This is a genomic window from Pseudomonas sp. BN102 (genome assembly GCF_029871245.1).
Classification (GTDB): domain Bacteria; phylum Pseudomonadota; class Gammaproteobacteria; order Pseudomonadales; family Pseudomonadaceae; genus Metapseudomonas.
This window is the reverse complement of sequence record NZ_SSON01000065.1, coordinates 88,711-110,375: the sequence shown is the minus strand read 5'-3', so window position 1 is coordinate 110,375 and position 21,665 is coordinate 88,711. Positions and strand designations below refer to the sequence as shown.

Genomic DNA, 21,665 nt, shown 5'->3' with positions numbered 1-21,665 from the left:
GCCAGCCCCGCGGGGAATTCGGCCAGCGGGCTGAACATTTTCCGGGGGAAGCACTATGTTGAAGGCCGGCAGTGTTGCCGGCCTTTTTCATTGCTGTTGTGGATCAATACCTTGTGGGGGCGAATTCATTCGCTAAGGGCTGCGCAGCAGCCCCATCAACCCCAGGGGCAGGCCTGTGGCCTGCATAGCGATTGAAATCGCCCCCACAAAAAAGCCGCCCCACTTTCTGCCACCCCAGGAGCCCCCATGAACATCAGAGTCGAGAAGAACGGCCCGGTCACCACCCTGATCATCGACCGTCCAGAGGTGCGCAATGCCGTCGACCGGCCCACAGCCGATGCCCTGGCAGGGGCCCTGCGGGCCTTCGAAATGGACGAGGAGGCGCGGGTGGCGGTGCTCACCGGGGCCGGCGGCACCTTCTGCGCCGGCGCCGACCTGGGCGCGGTGGCTGAGGATGGCGTGCGGCGCAATCGGCTGGATGCCGAGGGCGATGGCCCCATGGGGCCGAGCCGGATGCAGTTGCTTAAGCCGATGATCGCCGCCGTCGAAGGCCATGCGGTGGCTGGCGGCCTGGAGCTGGCGCTGCTGGCGGATATCCGGGTGATGGCCGAAGACGCGGTGTTCGGCGTGTTCTGCCGGCGCTTTGGCGTGCCGCTGATCGACGGCGGCACCGTACGCTTGCCGCGTATTGTCGGCCAGGGCCGGGCGCTGGACCTGATCCTCACCGGTCGCCCGGTCAAGGCCCAGGAGGCCCTGGCCATGGGCCTGGCCAACCGGGTGGTGGCCAAGGGCGAAGCCCGCGCCGCGGCCGAGGAGATGGCCCATGCCATCGCCGCTTTCCCGCAGCGCTGCATGCTGGCCGACCGCGCCAGCGCCTACGCCCAGTGGGAGCTGCCCTTCGAGGCGGCCATCGCCAACGAATTCAACGGTGGGATGAAGGTGATCCGCAGCGGCGAGACGCTGGCCGGCGCACGCTCCTTCAAGGCGGGGCAAGGGCGGCATGGGCGTTTCGACGATTGATTCCGTAGGTTGCGGAGTGCGATCAAACGCGGACGGAGTGGACGTAGGTTGTGGTAGAGCGAAGCGAAACCCAACGTTCGGATTCGAAACGTTGGGTCTCGTTCCTCGAACCTGCGCGGCCCGCACCAACCTACGGCAGAACTTCGTTCTGCGTGGCGAATGAATTCGCCCCTGCAGGGCATTCAGCGACTAATGATCACGTAGGTCTTGCGCAGGGTTTCCTTCACATCCCACACGCCCAGGCTGTTGGCCGGCAGCAGCAGGGCGTCGCCAGCGCTGATCTCGATCGGCTCGCCGCCATCCGGGGTGAAGGTGCAGCGGCCGTGGGTGAAGTGGCAGAACTCCTGCTCGAGGATCTGCCGGCGGAAGCGGCCGGGGCTGCATTCCCAGACGCCGGTTTCCACCTGGTCGGTGCGCTCCACCGAATGCACGCGGGTATGCGGCACCGGCTCGCCGATGGGCACCGCCACCGGGCTCGGCTCGGACAGGGGATGTTCGTGGGTGTTTTTCAGCAGGGTGGCTTTCATGGTATGGCTCCCGAAGTGACTGGATTGTAGGAGCGAGCTTGCTCGCGAATCGGTGCGCAAAGCTTCGCGAGCAAGCTCGCTCCTACGCTGTTGTGTGGGGTTCAGCGCATCAGGCCTTCCATCAGGTCGGCCAATTTCAGTGCCATGGCGCGGCGCCAGGGCGCGCTGTGGGGATTGGCCAGGACCCGGTCTTCATGGACGAAACTGCGGATAATGGCGTTGTAGCCAAGCCAGCGGCAGGGTTCGGGCTCCCAGGCACTGAGGCGGTTCAGCGGGCCATCGCCCAATACCCAGGGCTGGTGGGTGAGCAGGCTTTCCTTGCCGAGGATCAGGTCGGCCAGGGTGCGCCCGCCCAGGTTGCTCGCGCCGACGCCTTCGCCGCCGTAACCGCCGGAAAGGGCGATGCCATTCCGGCGGTCAACCAGCATGTGCGGGCGGAAGCGCCGCGCCATGCCCAGGTTGCCGCCCCAGCTATGGCTGATACGCACGTTGCGCAGTTGCGGGAACAGCTCGCCGAGCAGGTAGCGGCGCAGGCCGATTTCTTCTTCGCTGAGCTGGAAGTCTTCCCGCAGCTTGCCGCCGAAGCGGTAGCCGCCGCGTGCACCGAAGGCCAGGCGGTTGTCGGCGGTGCGCTGGCCATAGGTGACCTGGCGGCTGCTTTCGCTGAAGGCCTGGCCGTGCTCCAGGCCGATCTCCGCCCACTGCGCCTCGCTCAGCGGTTCGGTGGCGATCAGCAGGCTCTGCACCGGCAACTGGTAGCGTCCCAGCGGCGGCAGGCTGGCGGCATAACCCTCGATGGCCGGCACCACCCAGTGGGCCTTGAGCTGGCCCTGGGCGGTGGTGACCAGGCCCGGCTGCCAATCAATGGCAGGACTCTGTTCGAGCAGCTGTACGCCCATGCGCTCCACCGTCCGCGCCAGGCCACGCACCAGCTTCGCCGGCTGGATGGTGGCGCAGTGCGGCGTGTGGATGCCGCCGTAGGGATTGGCCACCCGCAGCTGGCCGTTCAGCTCATCAGGGTTGAGCCAGCGGTAGTCGGCTTCGCTCAGACCTTCTGCGTGCAGGGCCGCCAGTTGGTCGCGCAGGCGCTTCTCCTGCTCCGGGTAGCGTGCGGCGCAATAGAGGATGCCGGCCTTGCGGTAATGGCAATCGATACCTTCGCGTTGCAGCACCTCGGCGACTTCGTCGGGGATGCCATGCAGCAGGTCGAAGGAGGCCTTGCGTTGTTCGGCCGGTAGTGGCGCCAGGGCGCGATCCTCGCCCAGCAGGTTGCCCATCAGCCAGCCGCCATTGCGGCCGCTGGCGCCGAAGCCGGCGAACTGCGCCTCGATGATCGCGATCTTCAGTTCAGGTGCCTGGTGCTTGAGGTAGTAGGCCGTCCACAGCCCGGTGTAACCAGCGCCGATGATCGCCACATCCACCTCCAGCGAGCCGGACAGCGCCGGTCGCGGCGCAATGTCTTCATCGAGCTGGTCCATCCACAGGCTGATCGAGCGCCAGTGCTGCATAGGCAGGTCCCCGTTAACAGGTTGTCGTGGCTGGCAAGGCTAGAGGCTGGCATTGCGCTTGTCGTGTGCGCGGGCACGCTGGGAATGTGGGGCGACGATGGTCCCGGTGAGGGACGGGTTGTAGGGGCGAATTCATTCGCCAAGGGCAGCGCAGCTGCCCCATCGGCTGGGCAGGGCAGGCCTTCGGCCTGCTTGGCGATTGAAATCGCCCCTACAGGCTTTTGTGCAGGTGCTTGAGATAGGCCTTGGGCGACATCCCGGTGTGCTGGCGGAAGCAGCGGTAGAAGGCGGAGAGGGAATTGAAGCCGGCGTTGAAGGCCAGTTCGTCGATGCGCACCGGCGGCACGGCGGTCTCCAGCAGCTGGATCAGGTGCTGCAGGCGCGTCTGGTTGACGTACTGGTAGAAGCTCTGGCCGAGCATCTGATTCAGCAGGTAGGAAATCTGGTTGCGGGTATAGCCGGTGGCGCTGGCCACCTGGTGCAGGTCCAGGGCAGGGTCGAGATAGGGCTGGGAGCGCTGGAAGTACTCTTCCAGGTCCCGCGCCAGCATGCCCAGCTGGCGAGCGGAAAGACCCAGGCGGCTGGCTGCCGGGCGCTGAGCAGAGTCCTTGGTCCGGTTCACGGGCTGGACCAGCAGGGCGTATTCGTTGATCCGCCAGATCAGCCCGTCGCGCACGGTGATCGCCTCGCTGGCGCGAAAGGTGCCGCCGCCGCTGACGCGGATGGCGTACTGGATGAAGGCGGTGTCGCCATCGATGCGGATGCGGTCACTGTGCTCGAGGAAGTCATCCGGCCCGCAGGGCATGGTGGCGCGGATGTAGTCACCCAGCTCATCGAAGCCCATGCAGCGGTTCTGGAAAAAGTCGTTGTACTCCACCTCAGGGTGGTAGAGCGCCAGTACCGCCTCGATGTCGCGGGCCTTCCAGCTCAGGTGGTAGCGCATCACCACGTCGCGGGTGGCTGCGGTCTGCGGGTCGGAAGCGTGGTCTGGTGAGCTCATGGGGCGGTCACGGCGGCGAGAGGGCGACAGCATGCCCGACCGGACCCGGCGTATTCAATGCAGCGCCTGGCTGCGTCCGAGCCGACTCAGGCGCTGGGCCAGTTGCAGGTGCTGTGCTGCATCGTCGCAGAGCAGCAGGGCGCGCTCCAGGTCATAGCGCTCGGCCTGGGGGCAGTCCAGGCGCTGGTAGATGTCGGCACGGGCGAGGTGGTCCTGCATGGTTGGCGGGCCGAGTAGCAGGACCCGCTCGGCGTCCTTCAGGGCGGCCAGCGGCTCGCTGGCTTCCATGTGCAGCACGCGCAGGTTGCGCGACAGGCGCTGGATCATTTCCTGGGCGCTGGCGGTCCGCAGGTGGGTGGCCTGGAGTTCGGCCTGCGGGCCATATACCCGTACCAACAGGTCGCGACAGTCGCGGGTATAGAGACGTCGACCGCTGCAAGGGTCGAGCAGATGGTCGGCACCCGGCACGCGCAGCAGGAAATGGCCGGGGAAGCTGACCCCGGCCAGGGGAGTGCCGAGGCGAGCGGCCAGTTCCAGGGCGATCAGCGCCAGGGACAGCGGCTGGCCGCGTCGCCGCGTCAGTACCTCGGGCAGCAGGGCGGCGCGTGGGCGCAGGGGCGTGTCGTCGTCCTCATGGAAGTCCAGCTCGTTCAGGCGCCGCAGCAGGGGCTGCGCCAGTTCGGCCGGCGGCAGCTGCGGCAGGCCCGCGGCCACCTGCTGGAGCAGCCCGCCGAATTCCCGCAACACCTGGTCGGGCCGCAGCCGAGGTTTATGCTCGGCGGCTATCCACAGGGCCGCCTCCAGCATCGCCGGTGGGTCGCGTTCGAGGCAGGCGAGACAGTGTTGGCGCGCGTCCATGGGACATCTCCGAAGGGCTGATTCCTTGTAGCCAACTGGTCGATTTTCGTCCAGTGCTGGCCGATTGCCCGGTTATCTCGGCGAGCAGGCTTATGTCCGGATGCCAGGGGGCGTACGGCCAAGCTCGTCCTATACTGGCCCTAACGTCAGGAAGGGAGCCCGCCATGTTCGCCATGATGGAAACCGCCCGGCTGGAGGCGCTGCACCTCGCCAACGACCCCGTCACCGGACTCAAGGCCATCATCGCCATTCACAACACTCGCCTCGGTCCGGCCCTGGGAGGATGCCGCTACCTCGCCTACCCCGATGATGAAAGCGCCATCCGCGACGCCATCCGCCTCGCCCAGGGTATGAGCTACAAGGCTGCCCTGGCCGGCCTCGACCAGGGCGGCGGCAAGGCAGTGATCATCCGCTCGGCCCATGTGAATGACCGCGCCGCATTGTTCGAAGCCTTCGGGCGCATGATCGAATCCCTCAACGGCCGCTACATCACCGCGGTGGACAGCGGCACTTCCAGCGCCGACATGGACTGCATCGCCCAGCAGACCCGCCATGTCACCAGCACCACGGCCGCCGGCGATCCCTCGCCGCACACCGCACTCGGCGTCTTCGCCGGCATCCGCGCCACCGCCCATGCTCGCCTCGGCAGCGATGACCTGGAAGGTCTGCGCGTCGCCGTGCAGGGCCTTGGCCATGTGGGCTACGCCCTGGCCGAACAGCTTCATGCGGTGGGTGCGGAACTGCTGGTCAGCGACCTGGACGCCGGTCGCGTGCAACTGGCGGTGGAGCAGTTGGGCGCCCACCCTGTGGCCAGCGAGGCGCTGCTCACCACACCCTGCGACATTCTCGCGCCCTGCGGCCTGGGCGGTGTGCTCAACAACCAGACCGTGGGCCAACTGCGCTGCGCGGCGGTGGCCGGGGCGGCCAACAACCAGTTGGCCAGCACCGAGATCGCCGACGAGATGGAAGCGCGCGGCATCCTCTTTGCGCCGGACTACGTGATCAATTCCGGCGGGCTCATCTACGTCGCCCTCAAGCACAAGGGCGAAGGGCTGTCGGCGATCACCGCGCACATGTCGCGGATCAGCCAGCGCCTCACCGAGATCTACGCGCACGCCCAGGCCGACAAGCGTTCCCCCGCGCGGGTCGCCGACGCCCTGGCCGAGCGCCTGCTGTTCGGCTGACCGGTCGCCAACCAGCGGCCCGGCCCTCAAGCTCCCGGGGCCACAAGCCCCGGGCTCTGCACAGGCACCCACAAGGTGTAAGGAGAGATGCCATGTCCAACAGGATCGAAGTGCCCTATACGCGCGTCCTCGACCCCGAGGGACGCCTGGTCGGCGAGCTGCCGGCCTGGGCCGACGATTTCAACCTGCTCACCGATCTCTACCGACGCATGGTCCTGACCCGCCTCTTCGACCAGAAGGCGGTGGCACTGCAGCGCACCGGGCGCATCGGCACCTACGCCCCGACCCTGGGTCAGGAAGCAATAGGCGTCGCCATCGGCAGCCTGATGCAGGGCGACGACGTACTGGTGCCCTATTACCGCGACACCGCCGTGCAATTGATGCGCGGTGTGCGCATGGAGGAAATCCTCCTCTACTGGGGCGGCGACGAGCGCGGCAGCGACTTCCTCGACCCGCGTTCGCGGGAAGACTTCCCCATCTGCGTACCCATCGCCACCCAGGCCTTGCACGCCTGCGGGGTCGCCACGGCGATCAAGATTCGCGGCCAGCACCGGGCGGTGGTGACCACCTGCGGCGACGGCGCCACCAGCAAGGGCGACTTCCTCGAAGCCCTCAACGTGGCCGGTGCCTGGCAGTTGCCTGTGGTGTTCGTGGTGAACAACAACCAGTGGGCCATCTCGGTGCCCCGCCGCATCCAGAGCGGCGCCCCGACCTTGGCCCAGAAGGCGATTGGCGCCGGCTTCCATGGCGAACAGGTGGACGGCAACGACGTGCTCGCCGTCTATGATCGCGTGCAATGGGCACTGGAGCGGGCCCGCCACGGCAAGGGCCCGGTGCTGCTCGAATGCGTCAGCTACCGCCTGGGCGACCACACCACCGCCGATGACGCCACCCGCTACCGCAGCGCCGAGGAGGTCAAGGCGGCCTGGCTGGAGGAACCCATCAAGCGCCTGCAGGCCTTCCTTGCCGGGCACAAGGTCTGGGACGAGGGCCGCGAACAGGCACTGGTCGCCGATTGCCAGCGCCAGGTGCAGGTGGCGGTGGACAACTTCGAAGCCGCCGGCACCCAGCCGGCGGAGTCCGTCCTCGACCACGTCTACGCGCGTTGGCCAGCGGCATTGGGGGATCAGCGCGAAATGCTGATGGAACGGATCTCCCGTCGGGAGGAGCCCTCTCCCGACGCTGCGCGCCACCCTCTCCCGCAAGCGGTAGAAGGGAAGCAGATGTGCTCTTCGAGCAGCGGAGGTCGCCATGAGTAACCTCAATGCCACCACGGAAAAGCGCGCCCTGCTGGAGGCCGTCAACCTGGCCTTGCACCGCGCCATGCAGGAAGACGAGAACGTCGTGGTCCTGGGCGAGGACGTCGGTGTCAACGGCGGCGTGTTCCGCGCCACCCTCGGCCTGCGCGACCGCTTCGGCTTCAAGCGGGTGATCGACACGCCGCTGGCGGAAACCATGATCGCTGGCCTGGCCGTGGGGATGGCCGCCCAGGGCCTCAAGCCGGTGATGGAAATCCAGTTCCTCGGCTTCATCTACGCGGCCATGGAGCACCTGGTCTCCCACGCCAGCCGCATCCGCTTCCGTACCCGTGGCCGGCTGAGCTGCCCCATGGTGCTGCGCAGCCCCATGGGCGCCGGCATTCGCGCGCCGGAGCATCACAGCGAAAGCACCGAGGCATTGTTCGCGCATATCCCCGGCCTGCGCGTCGTCATCCCGTCCTCCCCGGCGCGGGCCTACGGCCTGCTGCTCGCCGCCATCGACGACCCGGACCCGGTGATCTTTCTCGAACCCACCCGGCTCTACCGGATGAACCCGCAGCCGATCATCGACGACGGCAAGCGCCTGCCGCTTGACAGCTGCTTCACCCTCCGCGAGGGCTCGGATATCACCCTGGTCAGTTGGGGCGCCAGCATCCATGAAACCCTGCAGGCCGCAGCAAGGCTGGAGGAGCAGGGTGTCTCCGCTGAAGTCATCGATGTCGCCAGCATCAAGCCGCTGGACCTGGATACCCTGGAAGCCTCGGTGCGCAAGACCGGCCGCTGCGTGATCATCCACGAGGCACCTCGCAGCTGCGGGGTGGGCGCGGAGATTGCCGCCAGCCTCTACGAGCGTGCGCTGCTGGATCTGCAGGCGCCGATCCAGCGGGTCACCGCGCCGGACATCCCGCCACCGTTGTACCGCCTCGAGCAGCTCTACATCCCCGGCCCGGAAGACATTCTCGCGGCCTGCGAGCTGGTGCTGAACTACGCCTGAGACGAGGAACGCACAATGAAATTCTTCAAACTGCCCGACCTGGGCGAGGGCCTGCAGGAAGCGGAAATCGTCCAGTGGCACGTGAAGGCGGGGGACAGCGTCAGGGCCGACCAGTTGCTGGTCTCGGTGGAAACCGCCAAGGCCCTGGTGGATATCCCGGCGCCCTACGACGGCGTGGTGGCCAGGACCTTCGGTAAGGAAGGCGACATCCTCCATGTGGGCGAACCTCTGCTCGGCTACGAAGGCGAAGACACCGACGCCGGCACCGTGGTCGGTCGCCTGGAAGGCGGCGGCAACGCCCAGGCTGACAGCTTCTTCGTCGGCGCTGCACCCTCCACCCGCGAACACATGGCGCCCCGCGCCACCCCGGCGGTGCGCCAGCTGGCCCGGCAGATGGGCGTGGAGCTGGCCGCCCTGGCCGGCAGCGGCCCGGATGGCCTGGTGACTCGCGCCGATGTGGAGCAGGCCGCACAAAGCGCCCGCGACAGCTTCGGTGGCGAGCGGCTGCGCGGCGTGCGCCGCAGCATGGCGATCAACATGGCGCGCTCCCATGCCGAAGTGGTGCCTGTGACCATAGTCGGGGATGCCGACCTGCACCGCTGGCCGGAAGCCCGCGACCCGCTGATTCGCCTGGGCAAGGCCATCGCCGCCGCCTGCGAGGTGGAACCCATACTCAACAGCTGGTTCGACGGCCGCACCTTGTCGATCCGCCAGCACCAGAAGCTCGACCTCGGCATAGCCGTGGACACCCAGGACGGCCTCTTCGTACCGGTGCTGCGGGACGTGGGCGGGCGCAGCGCCGACGACCTCCAGGAGGGCGTGGCGCGCCTGCGTGCCGACGTCAGGGCACGCTCCATCCCGCCCCAGGAAATGATGGGCGCTACCATCACCCTGTCCAACTTCGGCACCCTTTTCGGGCGCTACGCGAACCCGGTGGTGGTGCCGCCGCAGGTGGCGATCATCGGTGCCGGTGGCATCCGCGAAGAGCCGGTGGCCTGGCAGGGCAAGGTGGAAATCCACCCGGTGCTGCCCCTGTCCCTGACCTTCGATCACCGCGCCGTCACCGGCGGCGAAGCGGCGCGCTTCCTCAAGGCGTTGGTGCAGGCATTGGAGCAGCCGTAGGGTGCGTCTTTTGTAGGGGCGAATTCATTCGCAAAGCAGGCCGCAGGCCTGCCCTGTGGAGTCTGCCGGGGCTGCTGCGCAGCCCTTAGCGAATGAATTCGCCCCCACAGGTTCATTGCATCCTGCTTGTCACGCGCTCCGCCCACTGAACACCAGCACCAACCCCGCCAGTATCCCGCCCATCCCGGCCAGGCCCGGCGGTGCCAGGGTGTTGCCGAGGAAGAGGTAATCCATCCCCGCCGTCACCACCGGCACCAGGTAGAACAGACTGGTGACATTCACCAGGTTGCCTGCCTGCATCAGCTTGTAGAGCAGCAACTGCGCCACCACCGAAATCACCAGCGCCAGCCAGATCAGGGGAATGGCGAAGTCCAGCGTGGTCTCGAAGTGGAAGGGCTTGTAGGGCACCAGCAGCAGGCAGGCCAGCAGGCTGGCGCCGTACTGCAGAGGCAGGAGCTGCATGGGAGACTGCTTGAGGCCTTTCTGCAGGATGGCTCCCAGGGTCATGCTGCCCAGGGAGGCGAAGCCATACACCAGGCCGAGGGCGGAAACCCGTGCCTGGTCGATGCTCTGCCACACCAGCAGTACCAGGCCGCCCAGAGCCAAGCCCAGGCCCAGCAGGCGCGCCAGGGGGTAACGCCGTTCCAGCAGCACCAGGGTGAGGATCGGCTGCACTCCGAGCAGCGCGGCCAGCACCCCGGGAGTGATGCCGCTGTCCAGCGCCAGCAGGTAGCAGATGGTGTAGCCGCCGATCAGCAGCAGGCCGATGCCCGCCACCTTCAGGCGGCTGCCGCGCTCCGGTAGTCCTTGGCCACGCCAGCCGCAGACCAGCAGCAGGATGGCGAATGCCAGGGCGAAGCGCAGGGTGAGGAAGGCGAAGGGCGAGGCATGGTCCAGGCCCAGTCGGGCGAAGATCGCGCCACTGCTCCACAGCAGCACGAACAGCGAAGTCTAGGCGAAGGCGCCCCAGACGGATTTTTCCAACGTCATGAAATTTCACCTGTCAGTGAACGACAACAGGCTCCGGCGCGTGCGAACGCCGACCAGGTGCGGTCAGTGCCGGAGCGGCATCAGTGGCTGGTGATCAGCCGAGCAGCGTGTGCGGAGGCGGCGGCGGAAAGCCGGCCCGTACGGCAGGCGGCGGTGCGACAGGTGGGGACATCGGCGACAGGCAGGCGCGCAGGCGGGCACCGAGGGGATCGGTGGACGACGCGATTTGGGCGCTTGCGCTGGACATCATGGGATTCGCCGAAGGTGGTGGGCCCCGGATGGGGCCCGCGGAAAACTAGACCTTCTTCGCAGGGGCGTCAATTACCGCTCGGGGGCACGGCGAAGCTGGAGCAGATGTAGGGGGGACTACGCTTTACCGGCCCGCCTTTCGCGGCTCGGCCGGACTCCGAATGGTGGAAATGAAAAGCGATTTCCACCCTACGGCGGAGTGAGATTGCCCCTCGTCTTCGGTATCTTGCACATCATGACTGACTCCCGCTGGCAGGGCGTGCTCTGGCTGGCCCGCGATTTTTGCCTGATCGCCGGTGCCAGTGGCGCCACCCGACCCCACGCCCACTATGCTCACCAGGCCCTGTTGGCCTTGGATGAGCCCCTGCGCCTGCTGGTGGATGGGCAGCCGGTGAGTGGGCGTGTGGTGCTGGTCGAGTCGATGCGTACGCATGCGCTGGAAGACGCCAGCCAACCCATGGTGGCGGTCTATGCCGAGCCATTGGCATTCAGCCTCGATAGCCTGCGTGCTGCGCTTGATCAGGCCGGACCGGATCTTCAGAGGTTGGCTGCCTGCCTGCAAGCCGCCCCCAGGCAGGCGCTGGACCCGCGCATCGCCAGGGCGCTCCAGGCCGTGGACCAGTTGCTGGCGGAAAAGGTCAGCGCCGCTACCCTGGCGCGAACGGCCTGCCTTTCCCTCAGCCAGCTCGAGCGGTTGTTCGGCGAACAGGTCGGCCTTTCGGTATGGCGCCTGGTGCTCTGGCGCCGGCTGCGCCTCGCCCTCGCGTTGGCCATGGCCGGGGAGCCGCTGACCCATGCGGCCCATGCGGCGGGGTTCGCCGACGCCGCCCACTTTTCACGGACGGTGCGCAGCACTTTCGGCGTTCGCGCCGACCGCACCTTCGGCAATCTGCAGCTAAGGCTGTTGGAGTAGCGAGTCCGGCGGCGTCGGACATGGCGCCACCGGGCCTTGTGGCCGGAAGGGGGCGGCCAACTGGGCCAGGTAGCCGTCGGGGTAGTCGGGTCGGCTGCCGATGCCGAGGTCGTCGCTGCCCATGCGGTAATGCGGGTGGTAGAAGGACGTCCCGAGCAGCCTGTCCCAGAAACTGAAGAACAGGGCGAAGTTCACGTCTCCCGCCTTGCCGTACTTCATGTGATGGAAGCGGTGCATGGGAGCCCAGGCGAAGAGGTGGCGCAATCCACCGATGCGCATATCGACATTGCTGTGCTGGAGCAGGAGCTGGATGGCGATGGCGAAGGCCAGCAGGGAGGCGACCTGTTCCGGCATGCCAAGGATCAGCAGCGGGGCTGTGCCTGCCAGGGCTTCCAGGGTCTGGTGGAGCGGATGTTTCATCAGGCCGTTGAAACCGTACATCCGCCGCACACTGTGATGCACCGCATGCAGGCGCCAGAGCATTGGCAGGCGGTGACTGAGCAGGTGCATGAGGGTCATTCCCAGATCCGCCACCGCCACCGCCATCAGCAACTGCAGCCACAGGGGCCAGGCATCCGGCCACATGCCTGAAGTTGGGAGCAGCGTCGCCGTGAATGGGATGACCAGCAGACCGAGGTTGCCCAGCCCTTCATTGACGGCTGCGTGGAGGGCGTCCCGCTGGCGGTCGCGATGGTCCCGGTTCCATGCCGGGCAATAGGGCAAACAGGCTTCGGCCAGGAAGGAGAGGGCGATCGCAAGCGCGAGCAGCGCCAGCAGCCATCCGGGCTGCTGCGGATACCCACTGCTCAGCCATAGCGCGAGCGCGATGAAGCCGAAGAAAAAGGTCGGGGCATAGAGTCGGGATATGAGGATACGCATGGGGCACTCCTGATAGAGGGTGCCCCAGCATCGGTTCGTTGCCGCGTGGGGGCTTGAAGAAACGACGCAAAGAATAGCCGGTGTTGCACTGAGCCGCGTCTGAACAGGACTTCGGGCGGTATTACTCGTCTCCGCCCGGCAGCTCCAGCTCGGCCAGTGCATCCGGCTGGTTCTTGAAGGCACGGGCGAAGGTGTCGCGGTGCTTGGCCATGAAGATGCCGATGTCTTCCACCTGCTGTTCGCTCAGGGACGGTACCGCCTTGTGCAGGACCTCGGCCAGGGACTCGGCCAGTTCGAGCATCTTGTCGTAACGATCGGCTTCGGCCTTATCCATGAACAGGCGCTCCGGATCGCGGCTGCTGCGGTACACCACTTCGACGGCCATTCATCACCCCTCACCTTTGGTCAATTGGTTTGAAAATACTGGATGCGCATACAGTATATGGAATGATGGCAATTGGGAATATCCCGTAGGAAGTTTCCAACTGCCTACCCTCAGCGATCGTTGCGGATCGGACCGTATTCCGCTGGCACCCAAGCATAGCCCTTGCCTTCGTTGCGCATGTGGCCGAGGCGCCTCCACCAAGGGATCAACCAGCAGCCGGCTTCATCCTGGCAGACGAATACGGCGGCGTTGGTGAAAGCCGGCTTGGCTTCGGCATCCGGCCGTCAGCAGGCGTGTCCGAGTGCAGGTGGGTGAGCAGCACGCTGTCCACGCACTTGCGGGCAAGGACTGCGACAACCTGTCCCGTGGCGCGACGCCCGCTCGGGCCCCCATCCTGCATCACCCCAATGTCACCTTGTCCCGTCAAGATCGGGATCGTCGTACCGAGGAGCTTTATCGTGAAGATCAACTGGGCTGAAGAGCTGCGCGAAAACGTGCATGGCCTGGCCGAATCGCTGGGCAACCTGCTGGTGGAAAGCTTCCACTACCTGGCGCTATTCGCTATCGGCGGGATCACCGCCTGGGCCGCGGTGGTGGCCTTTCTGGGGATGGTGGAGAAGGGACACATCACGGTCGATGACATCCTCCTGCTGTTCATCTACCTGGAACTGGGCGCCATGGTCGGCATCTACTTCAAGACCAACCACATGCCGGTGCGCTTCCTGATCTACGTGGCGATCACGGCGCTGACGCGCCTGCTGATCTCCGACGTGTCGCACCACCACCGGCCGGACATGGGCGTGGTCTTCGTCTCCGGCGCGATCCTGCTGCTGGCCCTGGCGATACTCGTGGTGCGGTTCGCGTCCTCGCGTTTCCCTTCGGTGCAGAGCGAATCCTCGCCGCGCCGGCAGCGCCTGCGGCGTCAGGTCGAGGTGGAAGAGGAGGCCTGAGCCGACGCACCGGATGCGGGCATCAGCTGCCCGCTACCTGTGCGGCGTTGACTCTGCCGGCGCGCACCGGGGCGACATGGCCGCCGGTCATGGAGGTGAGCATCTCGCCCACCTTGTGTCCGTTCTCGATGGCGATCCCCAGGCGAATGCTCTCGATCACCCGCTGCAGCCGCACCGGGTCGTTGCGCTGGGCTGGGCTGATCATGCGCCGCACGGCCACGCCGTGCTCGTTGGTCAGGGTCAGCATGATGTTGCCGTCCAGCCGTTCCAGGCTGAGGTTGACCCGGTATTCGGCCTGGAAGGCGTCGGTCAGAATCTGGAAGGGGTTGTACATGGCCTGTCACCTGGTTGATCGAGCGATGAGTCGATGGACTGCCAGGAAGACTGCAAAGTTCGAACCGCTATGACCGGCGGCGCAGCCGGAAATCGACAAGGTGTCGCATATGGCCAGAAGCAAGCCGCGCCAGCTCTGTTGATACAAATTACCGGTTGCAATAAAAGCGCGCATGTAAATAATTCTCAAGTTTGTTTCCGAACTATCTGATCACTCTGGCCGTGGCGGGATACAGTCCGGTCGGCACGCCCGCGGCCAGGGTCGCCCTCGACGAAGGTAGCAACGTGAGTAAAGCCAAGACCTCCACGCGCTGGGAGGTGACCGCGCGGGTGTTGGCGGCGATCCTCGGCGGATACGCGATGGCCTATGCGGCCACCGCATTCCTGTCCGTCTATCTGCCGCTGGTGCGCAGTGAAAGGGTGGTATTCGCCAGCCTGGCCTGCTTCGCCGTCTACACGATCGCCATCATCTACGCCTTCGCCGCGCGCTCGGCCCTGCGCGCCTGGCTGGTGCTGGTGGGGTTCACCGCCCTGATGGCCCTGGCGGCCTACCTACCCAACGACTTCGGAGTACGCCCATGAGCCTGCGGCAATCCATGGCGGGGCTGCATACTTGGGGCGGGCTGCTGCCGTCCTGGCTGCTCTTCGTCATCTTCTTCGCCGGCAGCATCGCCTGCTTCGACAAGGAGCTGGAACGCTGGATGCGCCCGGCGCTGCATGAACCCTCCAGCCACAGCCTGACCCTGGACCAGGTTCGCGAGGCCATGCTGGCCAAGGCGCCGGACGCCCATGCCATCTGGATTCGCCCGCCGAGCGAACGCGAGCCGTTCTACTGGGCAGGCTATGAGCCGGCCGACGAGAGCGAGTTCGTGCGCTTCGCCCTGGACCCGGCCACCGGCGAACCCATGCCGGAAACCGTCGGTGGGTTGTTTTTCTTCACCCTGCACTACGACCTCAACGCCGGCATGATCGGCATGTACATAGTGGCGATCGCCGCCATGTTCATGCTGGTGGCGCTGGTCAGCGGCATCATCATCCACCGCCGCATCTTCAAGGACTTCTTCACCCTGCGCCCGGACGCCAACGGCCAGCGCGCCTGGCTGGACGCCCACAACCTGTTCGGCGTGGTGGGGCTGCCCTTCCACCTGGTCATCGCCTACACGGGCTTGGCCATCTTCGTGACCTTCTACATGCCCGCCGGCATCCAGCTGGCCTACAAGGGCGATGCCGAAGCCTTCTTCAACGACACCATGGGCGCCTACCACCGCGAGGAGGTGAAGCAGCCGGCGCCGACAGCCGCGTCCCTCGACAGCCTGCTGGCCGACGCCCACCGTCGCTGGGGAGGTTCGGAGACCGGCTGGATCAGCGTTCACCATCCTGGCGATGCAGCGGCGGTGGTGGATATCCGTCGCTACGACCGCACCGGCATAGTCGACTTCCAGTGGACGATGTCCTACGACGCCGCCAGTGGCGAGCTGCTCCATGAACAGAAGCCCTACAGCCCCGGCTACAACAGCTACGCCTGGCTGACCAACCTGCATATGGCGCAGTTCGGTGGCCAGATCGTCCGCGCGCTATACCTGCTGCTCGGCCTGATGGGCTGCGCCATGCTGGTGGCCGGCCTGCAGGTGTGGCTGCGCAAGCGCGAGGCGCGCAGCAGCCGTGGCATCGGCCTGGTCCGTGCCCTCAACGGCGCGGTGATCGGCGGCCTGCCTGTCGCCAGCCTGGGCCTGCTCTATGGCAACCGCCTGCTGCCGGCCAGCATGGCCGAGCGCGCCAGCGCGGAAACCTGGACCTTCGTCGGCGTCTGGCTGCTGGTGGCGGTCTGGGCCATCCTGCGTCGCAACAGCGGCAAGGTCGCCCGCGACGTGCTGGCCACTGTCGCCGTGCTGGCGCTCGGGCTGCCGGTGTTGAACGTTCTGGTCACGTCTGAGGGCAGCCTCCTGGCGACCCTCGGCCGCGGTGATTGGGACATGGCCGGCATCGACCTGGTGCTGCTCGCTTCCGGAGCGCTCTGCGGCCTGCTGGCCTGGCGCCGCTCGCAACCGCAGGTTGAAAGGGCCGTGCGGGTCCGCCACCGCCTGGTGGAGGAGAGCGCCTGATGCTGGTCCTGAGCTTTGCCTTATGTTACCTGGCCATGACTGGCCTGGCCCTGGCCATGTCGCGCCAGCACAAGCTGGTCCTCACTGGCGCTCCCAGCGAAAGCCGCAGCCGCCTGCTGCGGATCGGCGCGGTGCTGGCGATGATCCTTGCGCTGGCGCTCACTATCACTGAACTGGGTGGGGAAATCGGCGGCGTGATCTGGCTGCTGCAACTGATGCTCGCGGGCCTCCTGCTGGTCGTCCTGCTGGCGTGGAAAGCTCGCTGGGTCGTGCCTCTGGTGGCCTTGCTGCCGGTGGGCGGAGGCCTCCTGGCGCTGGTGGGATGAAGCGCGAAGGGCGGGTCGGAAGATCCGCCCTTCGACCTCCTGCGGCAGTGCCTTGCCGTCCGACTGAAGCCGCTTCCCGTTCGCATCGCCAAGCGTAAACTGGTGCTGGCGGTGAGCCAGTCGTCACCGTCAGGAGGCGTTCCATGCGAGCCACGCTGCCCCTCGTCGTACTGGCCCTGGTGATCCTTTCCCCCACCGTGCTGGCATCCTCCACCGAGGTCAGTTTCACCCATCCGGAGAAGTACAGCGACGCGCGCCTGAACCGTGATTACGGGCGCGGCGCGGATGACTTCGTGCTCAAGGATCTCAAGGCCCATATCGAGAAGCTGGGCCAGCGCTACCTGCAGCCCGGGCAGAGTCTCAAGATGGAAATCCTCGATATCGACCTGGCCGGCCGGTACGAACCCTGGCGGATCGACTTCCGGGACGTGCGCTTCATGCGTGAGGTGACCTGGCCGCGGATCAAGCTGCACTACAGCCTGGAACAGGACGGCAAGACCCTGGTCAGCCGTGATGTCACGGTGATCGACCAGTCCTACCTGCAACACGGCAACTACTACTTCAGCAACGACCGCCTGCGCTACGAGAAGACCATGCTGGACGACTGGTTCCGCTGGAACATCGGGCGGAAGGACAAGACGGTTTCCTACTGAGCGGCCTTGCAGCCACAGAACCCTGTAGGTTGTGGCTGAGCTACGCGAAGCCCAACATGTGCCAACGCTGAGGCTGCATCGTTGGGCTTCGCTTCGCTCAGCGCCAACCTACGGGGCTGCTGCGCAGCCCTTGGCACTGGTCTCAGCCTCAGAACTCCACGCTGTAGCTCAGGCTGTAGGTGCGGCCGCGACCGTGGTAGTCGAACAGCTCGGCGGGGATGTTGGCGCTGTAGAACACCTGCGCGCGCTGGCCCCAGACGGTGGTGTAGTCCTTGTCCAGCAGATTCTGGATGCCGAAGTTGAGGGTGCCCACTGGCAAGGCCTGGCTGCCCAGCAGGTCGAACACGGCGTAGCCGTCGATCTTGTGGTCCTTGCCGTCGAGCTGGCCGTTGGCGAGCACGTTGCCATCGTCGGAGAGGTTGAAGGTGCGCACGCCCTGCAGGCGCAGGCTGGTGTCGCCGTCCTGCCAGCCGACGAAGGCGGTCAGCTTGGATGGGCTGGCGGCGGTCACGTCCTGCTTTTCCCAACGGCCATCGATCTTCTGCTGGGAGCGGATGGCCAGGGCGCTGGTGCCGACCTGCCAGTTGTCGGTCAGCCAGTAGTTGGCCTGACCTTCCAGGCCGTAGTTGCGCTTCTTGCTGTCCAACTGCTCCACCAGCAGGGTGGTGCGGTTGTAGGTGATGCTCTTGTCGGACCAGGCGTAGAAGGCCGCCAGCTGGGCATCCAGGCTACCGTCGTAGTGGCGCCAGCCGAGTTCCACCTGCTTGGTCTTGATCCCGTCCAGGGCCGAGTCTTCGACGTTCACGCCCTTCTGCAGCACCCAATGGCCGTTGACCGGCGCTGCGGAGTAGGTGCCCTGGCCGTAGTACTTGGCGGGGTCGGGCAGCTCGAAGCCTTCGGAGTAGTTGGCCCAAACCTGCTGGGCCTTGCTCAGCTTGTAGACGGCACCGAAGTTGTAGAGGTCGACCTGGTAGTCCTTCTCGCCGCCGGGGATGGCGTCGGCGCTGGTGCCGTTGCCTTTGCTGATCTGGATCTGCTGGGCAGCCGCGACGAAGTCACCGACCTCGTTGTTGGTGCGCTGGCGGCGCACGCCGCCGGACAGGGTGAGGGCGTCGGTAGCCTTCCAGCTGCCCTGGGCGAAGAGCGAATCGCTGTCGGTGTCGATGCCCGGGTAGCGGCCTACTTTGGCGTATTTGGAGGCCACCAGGCCGCCGGTCTGGGCGGCGGTATCGAGGTCGAACAGGGCTTGGTCGGAGTCGAAGCTCTCGCGCTCGATGTCGGCGCCGTAGGTCAGGGTGAAGCGGTCCCACTCCTTCACCAGCACGGCTTTCAGGCCGTAGTAATCGGTGTCCTGCTGGGACGCGGAATAGTAGGAACGGCCCGGATTGATCGCGCCGCTACCGGTGAAGGCGACGCTCGGATAGGGCTGGAAGGCCATTTCCTCGCTGCGGTAGTAGGCCTGCAGGTAGAGGTTGTGGCCCAGCACTTCCGGCGCGTGGTAGGTGGCGTTGAACTGGCTGCGTTCGGTGCGCGGTTCGCGGTCGAAGCTGGCGCCGCCCTCGATCTCGAAGGGCTCCTGGCCGCGCAGGGCACTGAAGTTGCGACCGAGGTCGACGCCCTTGTCGCCGTCATAGCCGGAGTCGTACCACTGGGCGCCGAGGCTCAGGCTGTGGCCATTGGCGAAGTTGAAGTCGAGGCTGCCCATTACATCCACCGACTGGTTGTACTGCAGGTCGGTCTGGGTGATGTCGAGCATCACCTGGTCGCCGCTGCCGTCATAGGCGGCGCCGTTCTTCTGGTAGGCCACCGAGGCGCGGCCCTTGATCTGCTCGTTGCCGCCGCTGACCGATTGGGCTGCGCGCCAGTCGTGGTCCTGGCTGGTTTCGAAGCCGCTGCGCAGGCCGACTTCGCTGTTGAAGCGCGCCGCGCCGGCTTCGCCCCTCTTGGTGACGATGTTGATGATGCCGCCGGTGGCGCCGCCGCCGTAGACCGCGCTGGCGCCGGAGAGCACTTCGATGCGCTCGACGTTGAACGGGTCGATGGAGTCGAACTGGCGGCTGATGCCACGGGAGCTGTTCAGGGATACGCCGTCGATCATCACCAGGGCGCTACGGCCGCGCATGTTCTGGCCGTAGTTGGTGCGGCCCTGGGGGCCGACGTCGAGGCCGGGGATGAGCTGGCCCAGGGCTTCCTTGAAGGGCACGCCGCCCTTGGTCTGCTCCTGCAGTTGGGCGCTCTCGATGATCCACACCGTGCCTGGCAATTCACTGATGCTGGTGGGCGCGCGGGAGCCAACCACCACTTGGCGGTCCACTTCCAGCGCGGCTCCGGATGATTGCAGGCTGTAGCCGCCATCCTGGGCCACCGCATGCAGGCCGCTCCCAGCCAGCAGCTGTTGCAGGCCTTCATCCACGCCGTACTGGCCGTGCAGGCCCTGGGTCTGGCGGCCGGTGGTCAGCTCGGGACTGAAGGAGAGCAGCACGCCCGCTTCGCGGCCGAACTGGTTCAGTGCGGCTTCCAGCGAACCGGCGGGAATGTCGAAGCTCTGCCGGCGGCTTTCTGCGCCGACTTCCAGGCTGGCCGCGCTGACCAGGGAGGGGACAGCGGCCGTCAGGCCGAGGCTCAGCAAGAGCGGCTGCATGGTGCGGACCAGGGGCTTGCGGGTGAAGCGGCGGAGGCTGAACGGGGACTGCATGGGGGCGACTCGTTGGTGAATTGGAAGGTCTATGCCTGCCTTGTCACGCGAGATCGGAAAAAAGGCTCAGCTTTCGCAAAAAAATGAGGTCACCGATGGGTATCGCCATGACACGGGGTACTCCTCCGTAGGTTGGGCTGAGCGGAGCGAAGCCCAACGCAGAAGCCCGGCCTGCCTCCTCAACCCGTGGCGCGCGGATGCACCTTGACCCAATAGCGGGTCAGGCTGTGCACCTCCACCGGCAGGGCCTTGGGCAGCATGGCGAGGATGCGTTCGGTGTTGTCCAGCGGGTAGCTGCCGGAAATCAGCAATCCAGCCACCTGCGGGTCACAGCTGAGGTGGCCACGGCGGTAGCGGCCGAGTTCGGCGAGGAAGTCGTCCAGGCGCATGCCACTGGCCACCAGCATGCCCTGCGTCCAGGCCACGCTGTCTTCGCTTGCGCCCTGGGGCGCTTCGATGCGCGCAGGCGTGAAGCTCGCCTGCTGGCCGGGCAGCAGCGACTGGCGCTGGCCCTCGGCAAGCAGGTCGGCGCTGCCGGCGAACAGGCTGACCCGGCTGCTGCGCTCGAGAATACGGACATTGAGGCGGCCGCCCTGACTCTCGATCAGCCCCTGGGGAGTGTGGATGCGCAGCGGGCGTGCATCGGCGATGCCGTCGAGGAGGATTTCTCCCCGGCGCATCTCGATCAGCCGTTGGCCGGCATCGAAGCGGATATCCACGGCGCTGGCGGTGTTCAGTTCCAGGCGCGAGCCATCGGCCAGTTTCAGCGCGCGGCGCTCGCCCACCCCCGTGGCTTCGTCGCTGCGCAGGGCCAGCAGGGGGGCGCTGCCCTGCAGGCCCGCCACGCCGCCGCCAACCAGAGCGAAGAGCATCAGCACCTTCAACGCATCGCGGCGGCTGCGACGGCAGGGGGCGTCGAGAGCGGTGAGGGCCAGCGGTGTGTCCAGCCCGCGCAGGCCGAGGTTGACCGTCTCGATGCGCTGCCAGGCGCGCTCGTGTTCGGCATCCGCGGCGCGCCAGGCTTGCCAGGCCAGGCGACGCTGTTCGCTGATATCGCCAGCCTGGAGTTCCACCAGCCACTCCACCGCCTGTTCGGCGACGGCCGGGGCGATGCGGCGGCGATCCACTGCGTGCAGGCCCATTTCAGAAGCTCTCCGCGAAGTAGCAGCGCTGGGCGGCCTTGACCATGTGGCGCTTGACGGTGGAGAGGGAAATATCGAGCTGGGCGGCAATCTCGGCGTAGGTCATGCCGTCCACCTGGGCCAGCAGGAAGACCCTTTTCGCCAGCGGGGGCAGGCCGTCCAGCAAGCGGTCCAGTTCCACCAGGGTTTCCAGGATGATGGCGCGCTCTTCCTCGCTCGGCGCTTCGGCTTCCGGCAGCGCGGCCAAGGCCTGGAGGTAGGCGCGTTCGATGTCCTGGCGGCGGTAGTGGTTGGCCAATACGCGTTTGGCCACCGTGGTGAGGAAGGCGCGGGGCTCGAGGATGGTCGGCTTTTCCCGGGCCAGGAGCACACGGAGGAAGGTGTCCTGGGCCAGGTCCGCGGCATTCTGCGGGCAGCCCAGGCGGCGGCGCAGCCAGCCGGTCAGCCAACCGTGGTGGTCGCTGTACAGCTGGTGCAGGGATTCGGCCGGCGGGGGTGGAAGAGCGTCGGCGCCGTGATTCAAGGGCTGGATCCGGAAGCAAATGGGAATGTTTCGCATTCTATCGTTGCCAGCCG

At 66.4% G+C, this 21,665-nt stretch carries 22 protein-coding genes; 11 read left to right on the top strand and 11 right to left on the bottom strand.

The annotated features are described in order from the left end of the window. The first annotated feature begins 246 nt into the window (after nt 1-246). The gene (locus E8F12_RS13760) at nt 247-1,020 is read left to right on the top strand and encodes a crotonase/enoyl-CoA hydratase family protein (RefSeq protein ID WP_280325810.1); all 774 of its coding nucleotides are present in this window, start codon (nt 247-249) and stop codon (nt 1,018-1,020) included. 182 nt (nt 1,021-1,202) lie between these two features. On the opposite strand, the gene E8F12_RS13755 is transcribed toward E8F12_RS13760, so the two are convergent. The 4 genes from E8F12_RS13755 to E8F12_RS13740 all read right to left on the bottom strand — a co-directional run bounded on the left by E8F12_RS13755 (nt 1,203) and on the right by E8F12_RS13740 (nt 4,913). After that, a complete protein-coding gene (locus E8F12_RS13755; RefSeq protein ID WP_280325809.1) occupies nt 1,203-1,547 on the bottom strand; it encodes a cupin domain-containing protein in 345 nt (114 codons plus the stop codon). A gap of 101 nt (nt 1,548-1,648) precedes the next feature. Then, nucleotides 1,649-3,055: an FAD-binding oxidoreductase gene (locus tag E8F12_RS13750; protein WP_280325808.1), complete on the bottom strand. Its 1,407-nt coding sequence runs from the start codon at nt 3,053-3,055 to the stop codon at nt 1,649-1,651. 211 nt (nt 3,056-3,266) lie between these two features. Then, the gene (locus E8F12_RS13745; RefSeq protein WP_280325807.1) at nt 3,267-4,055 is read right to left on the bottom strand and encodes a helix-turn-helix domain-containing protein; all 789 of its coding nucleotides are present in this window, start codon (nt 4,053-4,055) and stop codon (nt 3,267-3,269) included. Between the two features lie 54 nt (nt 4,056-4,109). Next, nucleotides 4,110-4,913: a transglutaminase family protein gene (locus E8F12_RS13740; protein ID WP_280325806.1), complete on the bottom strand. Its 804-nt coding sequence runs from the start codon at nt 4,911-4,913 to the stop codon at nt 4,110-4,112. Nucleotides 4,914-5,077: 164 nt separating this feature from the next. Here E8F12_RS13740 and E8F12_RS13735 point away from each other — a divergent pair, with 164 nt between their 5' ends. The 4 genes from E8F12_RS13735 to E8F12_RS13720 all read left to right on the top strand — a co-directional run bounded on the left by E8F12_RS13735 (nt 5,078) and on the right by E8F12_RS13720 (nt 9,472). Beyond that, nucleotides 5,078-6,097 (top strand): Glu/Leu/Phe/Val dehydrogenase, encoded by a 1,020-nt coding sequence (locus E8F12_RS13735; RefSeq protein ID WP_280325805.1) that lies wholly within the window; start codon nt 5,078-5,080, stop codon nt 6,095-6,097. Nucleotides 6,098-6,189: 92 nt separating this feature from the next. After that, nucleotides 6,190-7,356, top strand: a complete 1,167-nt coding sequence (gene pdhA / locus E8F12_RS13730) for a pyruvate dehydrogenase (acetyl-transferring) E1 component subunit alpha (protein WP_280325804.1) — start codon at nt 6,190-6,192, stop codon at nt 7,354-7,356. Then, entirely contained in the window at nt 7,349-8,350 is a 1,002-nt protein-coding gene (locus tag E8F12_RS13725; protein WP_280325803.1) for an alpha-ketoacid dehydrogenase subunit beta, read from the top strand. Before pdhA ends, E8F12_RS13725 begins: the two co-directional genes overlap by 8 nt. Before the next feature lie 15 nt (nt 8,351-8,365). Beyond that, nucleotides 8,366-9,472: a dihydrolipoamide acetyltransferase family protein gene (locus E8F12_RS13720; protein ID WP_280325802.1), complete on the top strand. Its 1,107-nt coding sequence runs from the start codon at nt 8,366-8,368 to the stop codon at nt 9,470-9,472. Between the two features lie 129 nt (nt 9,473-9,601). On the opposite strand, the gene E8F12_RS13715 is transcribed toward E8F12_RS13720, so the two are convergent. Further along, complete coding sequence (locus E8F12_RS13715) at nt 9,602-10,411, bottom strand: DMT family transporter (RefSeq protein WP_348532423.1); 810 nt, start codon at nt 10,409-10,411, stop codon at nt 9,602-9,604. 535 nt (nt 10,412-10,946) lie between these two features. Here E8F12_RS13715 and E8F12_RS13710 point away from each other — a divergent pair. Further along, nucleotides 10,947-11,624, top strand: a complete 678-nt coding sequence (locus E8F12_RS13710; protein WP_280325800.1) for a helix-turn-helix domain-containing protein — start codon at nt 10,947-10,949, stop codon at nt 11,622-11,624. Here the strand turns inward: E8F12_RS13710 and E8F12_RS13705 are convergent. Together E8F12_RS13705 and E8F12_RS13700 are read right to left on the bottom strand one after the other, a co-directional pair. Beyond that, a complete protein-coding gene (locus tag E8F12_RS13705; protein ID WP_280325799.1) occupies nt 11,607-12,503 on the bottom strand; it encodes a sterol desaturase family protein in 897 nt (298 codons plus the stop codon). The two genes, E8F12_RS13710 and E8F12_RS13705, sit on opposite strands and share 18 nt — an antisense overlap. Before the next feature lie 121 nt (nt 12,504-12,624). Further along, on the bottom strand, nt 12,625-12,888 hold the full coding sequence (locus tag E8F12_RS13700; protein WP_280290337.1) for a YebG family protein: 264 nt from the start codon (nt 12,886-12,888) through the stop codon (nt 12,625-12,627). 458 nt (nt 12,889-13,346) lie between these two features. Here E8F12_RS13700 and E8F12_RS13695 point away from each other — a divergent pair, with 458 nt between their 5' ends. After that, the gene (locus E8F12_RS13695) at nt 13,347-13,838 is read left to right on the top strand and encodes a phosphate-starvation-inducible PsiE family protein (RefSeq protein WP_280290339.1); all 492 of its coding nucleotides are present in this window, start codon (nt 13,347-13,349) and stop codon (nt 13,836-13,838) included. A gap of 22 nt (nt 13,839-13,860) precedes the next feature. Here E8F12_RS13695 and E8F12_RS13690 read toward each other — a convergent pair whose 3' ends face one another. Continuing rightward, the gene (locus E8F12_RS13690; RefSeq protein WP_280325798.1) at nt 13,861-14,172 is read right to left on the bottom strand and encodes a DUF3509 domain-containing protein; all 312 of its coding nucleotides are present in this window, start codon (nt 14,170-14,172) and stop codon (nt 13,861-13,863) included. 284 nt (nt 14,173-14,456) lie between these two features. Here E8F12_RS13690 and E8F12_RS13685 point away from each other — a divergent pair, with 284 nt between their 5' ends. The 4 genes from E8F12_RS13685 to E8F12_RS13670 all read left to right on the top strand — a co-directional run bounded on the left by E8F12_RS13685 (nt 14,457) and on the right by E8F12_RS13670 (nt 17,252). Continuing rightward, nucleotides 14,457-14,753: a DUF3649 domain-containing protein gene (locus tag E8F12_RS13685; RefSeq protein WP_280325797.1), complete on the top strand. Its 297-nt coding sequence runs from the start codon at nt 14,457-14,459 to the stop codon at nt 14,751-14,753. Then, entirely contained in the window at nt 14,750-16,273 is a 1,524-nt protein-coding gene (locus E8F12_RS13680) for a PepSY-associated TM helix domain-containing protein (RefSeq protein ID WP_280325796.1), read from the top strand. The genes E8F12_RS13685 and E8F12_RS13680 overlap by 4 nt, the downstream gene beginning before the upstream one ends. Next, on the top strand, nt 16,273-16,599 hold the full coding sequence (locus tag E8F12_RS13675) for a DUF3325 domain-containing protein (protein ID WP_280325795.1): 327 nt from the start codon (nt 16,273-16,275) through the stop codon (nt 16,597-16,599). The genes E8F12_RS13680 and E8F12_RS13675 overlap by 1 nt, the downstream gene beginning before the upstream one ends. A gap of 143 nt (nt 16,600-16,742) precedes the next feature. Continuing rightward, nucleotides 16,743-17,252, top strand: coding sequence for a DUF3016 domain-containing protein (locus E8F12_RS13670; RefSeq protein ID WP_280325794.1), 510 nt, complete (start codon nt 16,743-16,745; stop codon nt 17,250-17,252). 148 nt (nt 17,253-17,400) lie between these two features. On the opposite strand, the gene E8F12_RS13665 is transcribed toward E8F12_RS13670, so the two are convergent. From E8F12_RS13665 to E8F12_RS13655, 3 genes are all read right to left on the bottom strand, one after another. Next, nucleotides 17,401-19,947 carry a TonB-dependent receptor gene (locus E8F12_RS13665; RefSeq protein ID WP_280325792.1) on the bottom strand — a complete coding sequence of 849 codons (2,547 nt, stop codon included), beginning with the start codon at nt 19,945-19,947 and terminating at the stop codon, nt 17,401-17,403. Between the two features lie 179 nt (nt 19,948-20,126). After that, complete coding sequence (locus E8F12_RS13660) at nt 20,127-21,089, bottom strand: FecR family protein (protein WP_280325791.1); 963 nt, start codon at nt 21,087-21,089, stop codon at nt 20,127-20,129. Nucleotide 21,090: 1 nt separating this feature from the next. Then, entirely contained in the window at nt 21,091-21,612 is a 522-nt protein-coding gene (locus tag E8F12_RS13655) for a sigma-70 family RNA polymerase sigma factor (protein WP_280325790.1), read from the bottom strand. Nucleotides 21,613-21,665 lie beyond the last annotated feature (53 nt).

Excerpts from the sequence above, each read along its gene's own strand:
- E8F12_RS13760 (WP_280325810.1), top strand. The coding sequence starts at position 247 with ATGAACATCAGAGTCGAGAAGAACGGCCCGGTCACCACCCTGATCATC.
- E8F12_RS13755 (WP_280325809.1), bottom strand. The coding sequence starts at position 1,547 with ATGAAAGCCACCCTGCTGAAAAACACCCACGAACATCCCCTGTCCGAG.
- E8F12_RS13750 (WP_280325808.1), bottom strand. The coding sequence starts at position 3,055 with ATGCAGCACTGGCGCTCGATCAGCCTGTGGATGGACCAGCTCGATGAA.
- E8F12_RS13745 (WP_280325807.1), bottom strand. The coding sequence starts at position 4,055 with ATGAGCTCACCAGACCACGCTTCCGACCCGCAGACCGCAGCCACCCGC.
- E8F12_RS13740 (WP_280325806.1), bottom strand. The coding sequence starts at position 4,913 with ATGGACGCGCGCCAACACTGTCTCGCCTGCCTCGAACGCGACCCACCG.
- E8F12_RS13735 (WP_280325805.1), top strand. The coding sequence starts at position 5,078 with ATGTTCGCCATGATGGAAACCGCCCGGCTGGAGGCGCTGCACCTCGCC.
- pdhA (WP_280325804.1), top strand. The coding sequence starts at position 6,190 with ATGTCCAACAGGATCGAAGTGCCCTATACGCGCGTCCTCGACCCCGAG.
- E8F12_RS13725 (WP_280325803.1), top strand. The coding sequence starts at position 7,349 with ATGAGTAACCTCAATGCCACCACGGAAAAGCGCGCCCTGCTGGAGGCC.
- E8F12_RS13720 (WP_280325802.1), top strand. The coding sequence starts at position 8,366 with ATGAAATTCTTCAAACTGCCCGACCTGGGCGAGGGCCTGCAGGAAGCG.
- E8F12_RS13710 (WP_280325800.1), top strand. The coding sequence starts at position 10,947 with ATGACTGACTCCCGCTGGCAGGGCGTGCTCTGGCTGGCCCGCGATTTT.
- E8F12_RS13705 (WP_280325799.1), bottom strand. The coding sequence starts at position 12,503 with ATGCGTATCCTCATATCCCGACTCTATGCCCCGACCTTTTTCTTCGGC.
- E8F12_RS13700 (WP_280290337.1), bottom strand. The coding sequence starts at position 12,888 with ATGGCCGTCGAAGTGGTGTACCGCAGCAGCCGCGATCCGGAGCGCCTG.
- E8F12_RS13690 (WP_280325798.1), bottom strand. The coding sequence starts at position 14,172 with ATGTACAACCCCTTCCAGATTCTGACCGACGCCTTCCAGGCCGAATAC.
- E8F12_RS13680 (WP_280325796.1), top strand. The coding sequence starts at position 14,750 with ATGAGCCTGCGGCAATCCATGGCGGGGCTGCATACTTGGGGCGGGCTG.
- E8F12_RS13675 (WP_280325795.1), top strand. The coding sequence starts at position 16,273 with ATGCTGGTCCTGAGCTTTGCCTTATGTTACCTGGCCATGACTGGCCTG.
- E8F12_RS13670 (WP_280325794.1), top strand. The coding sequence starts at position 16,743 with ATGCGAGCCACGCTGCCCCTCGTCGTACTGGCCCTGGTGATCCTTTCC.
- E8F12_RS13665 (WP_280325792.1), bottom strand. The coding sequence starts at position 19,947 with ATGCAGTCCCCGTTCAGCCTCCGCCGCTTCACCCGCAAGCCCCTGGTC.
- E8F12_RS13660 (WP_280325791.1), bottom strand. The coding sequence starts at position 21,089 with ATGGGCCTGCACGCAGTGGATCGCCGCCGCATCGCCCCGGCCGTCGCC.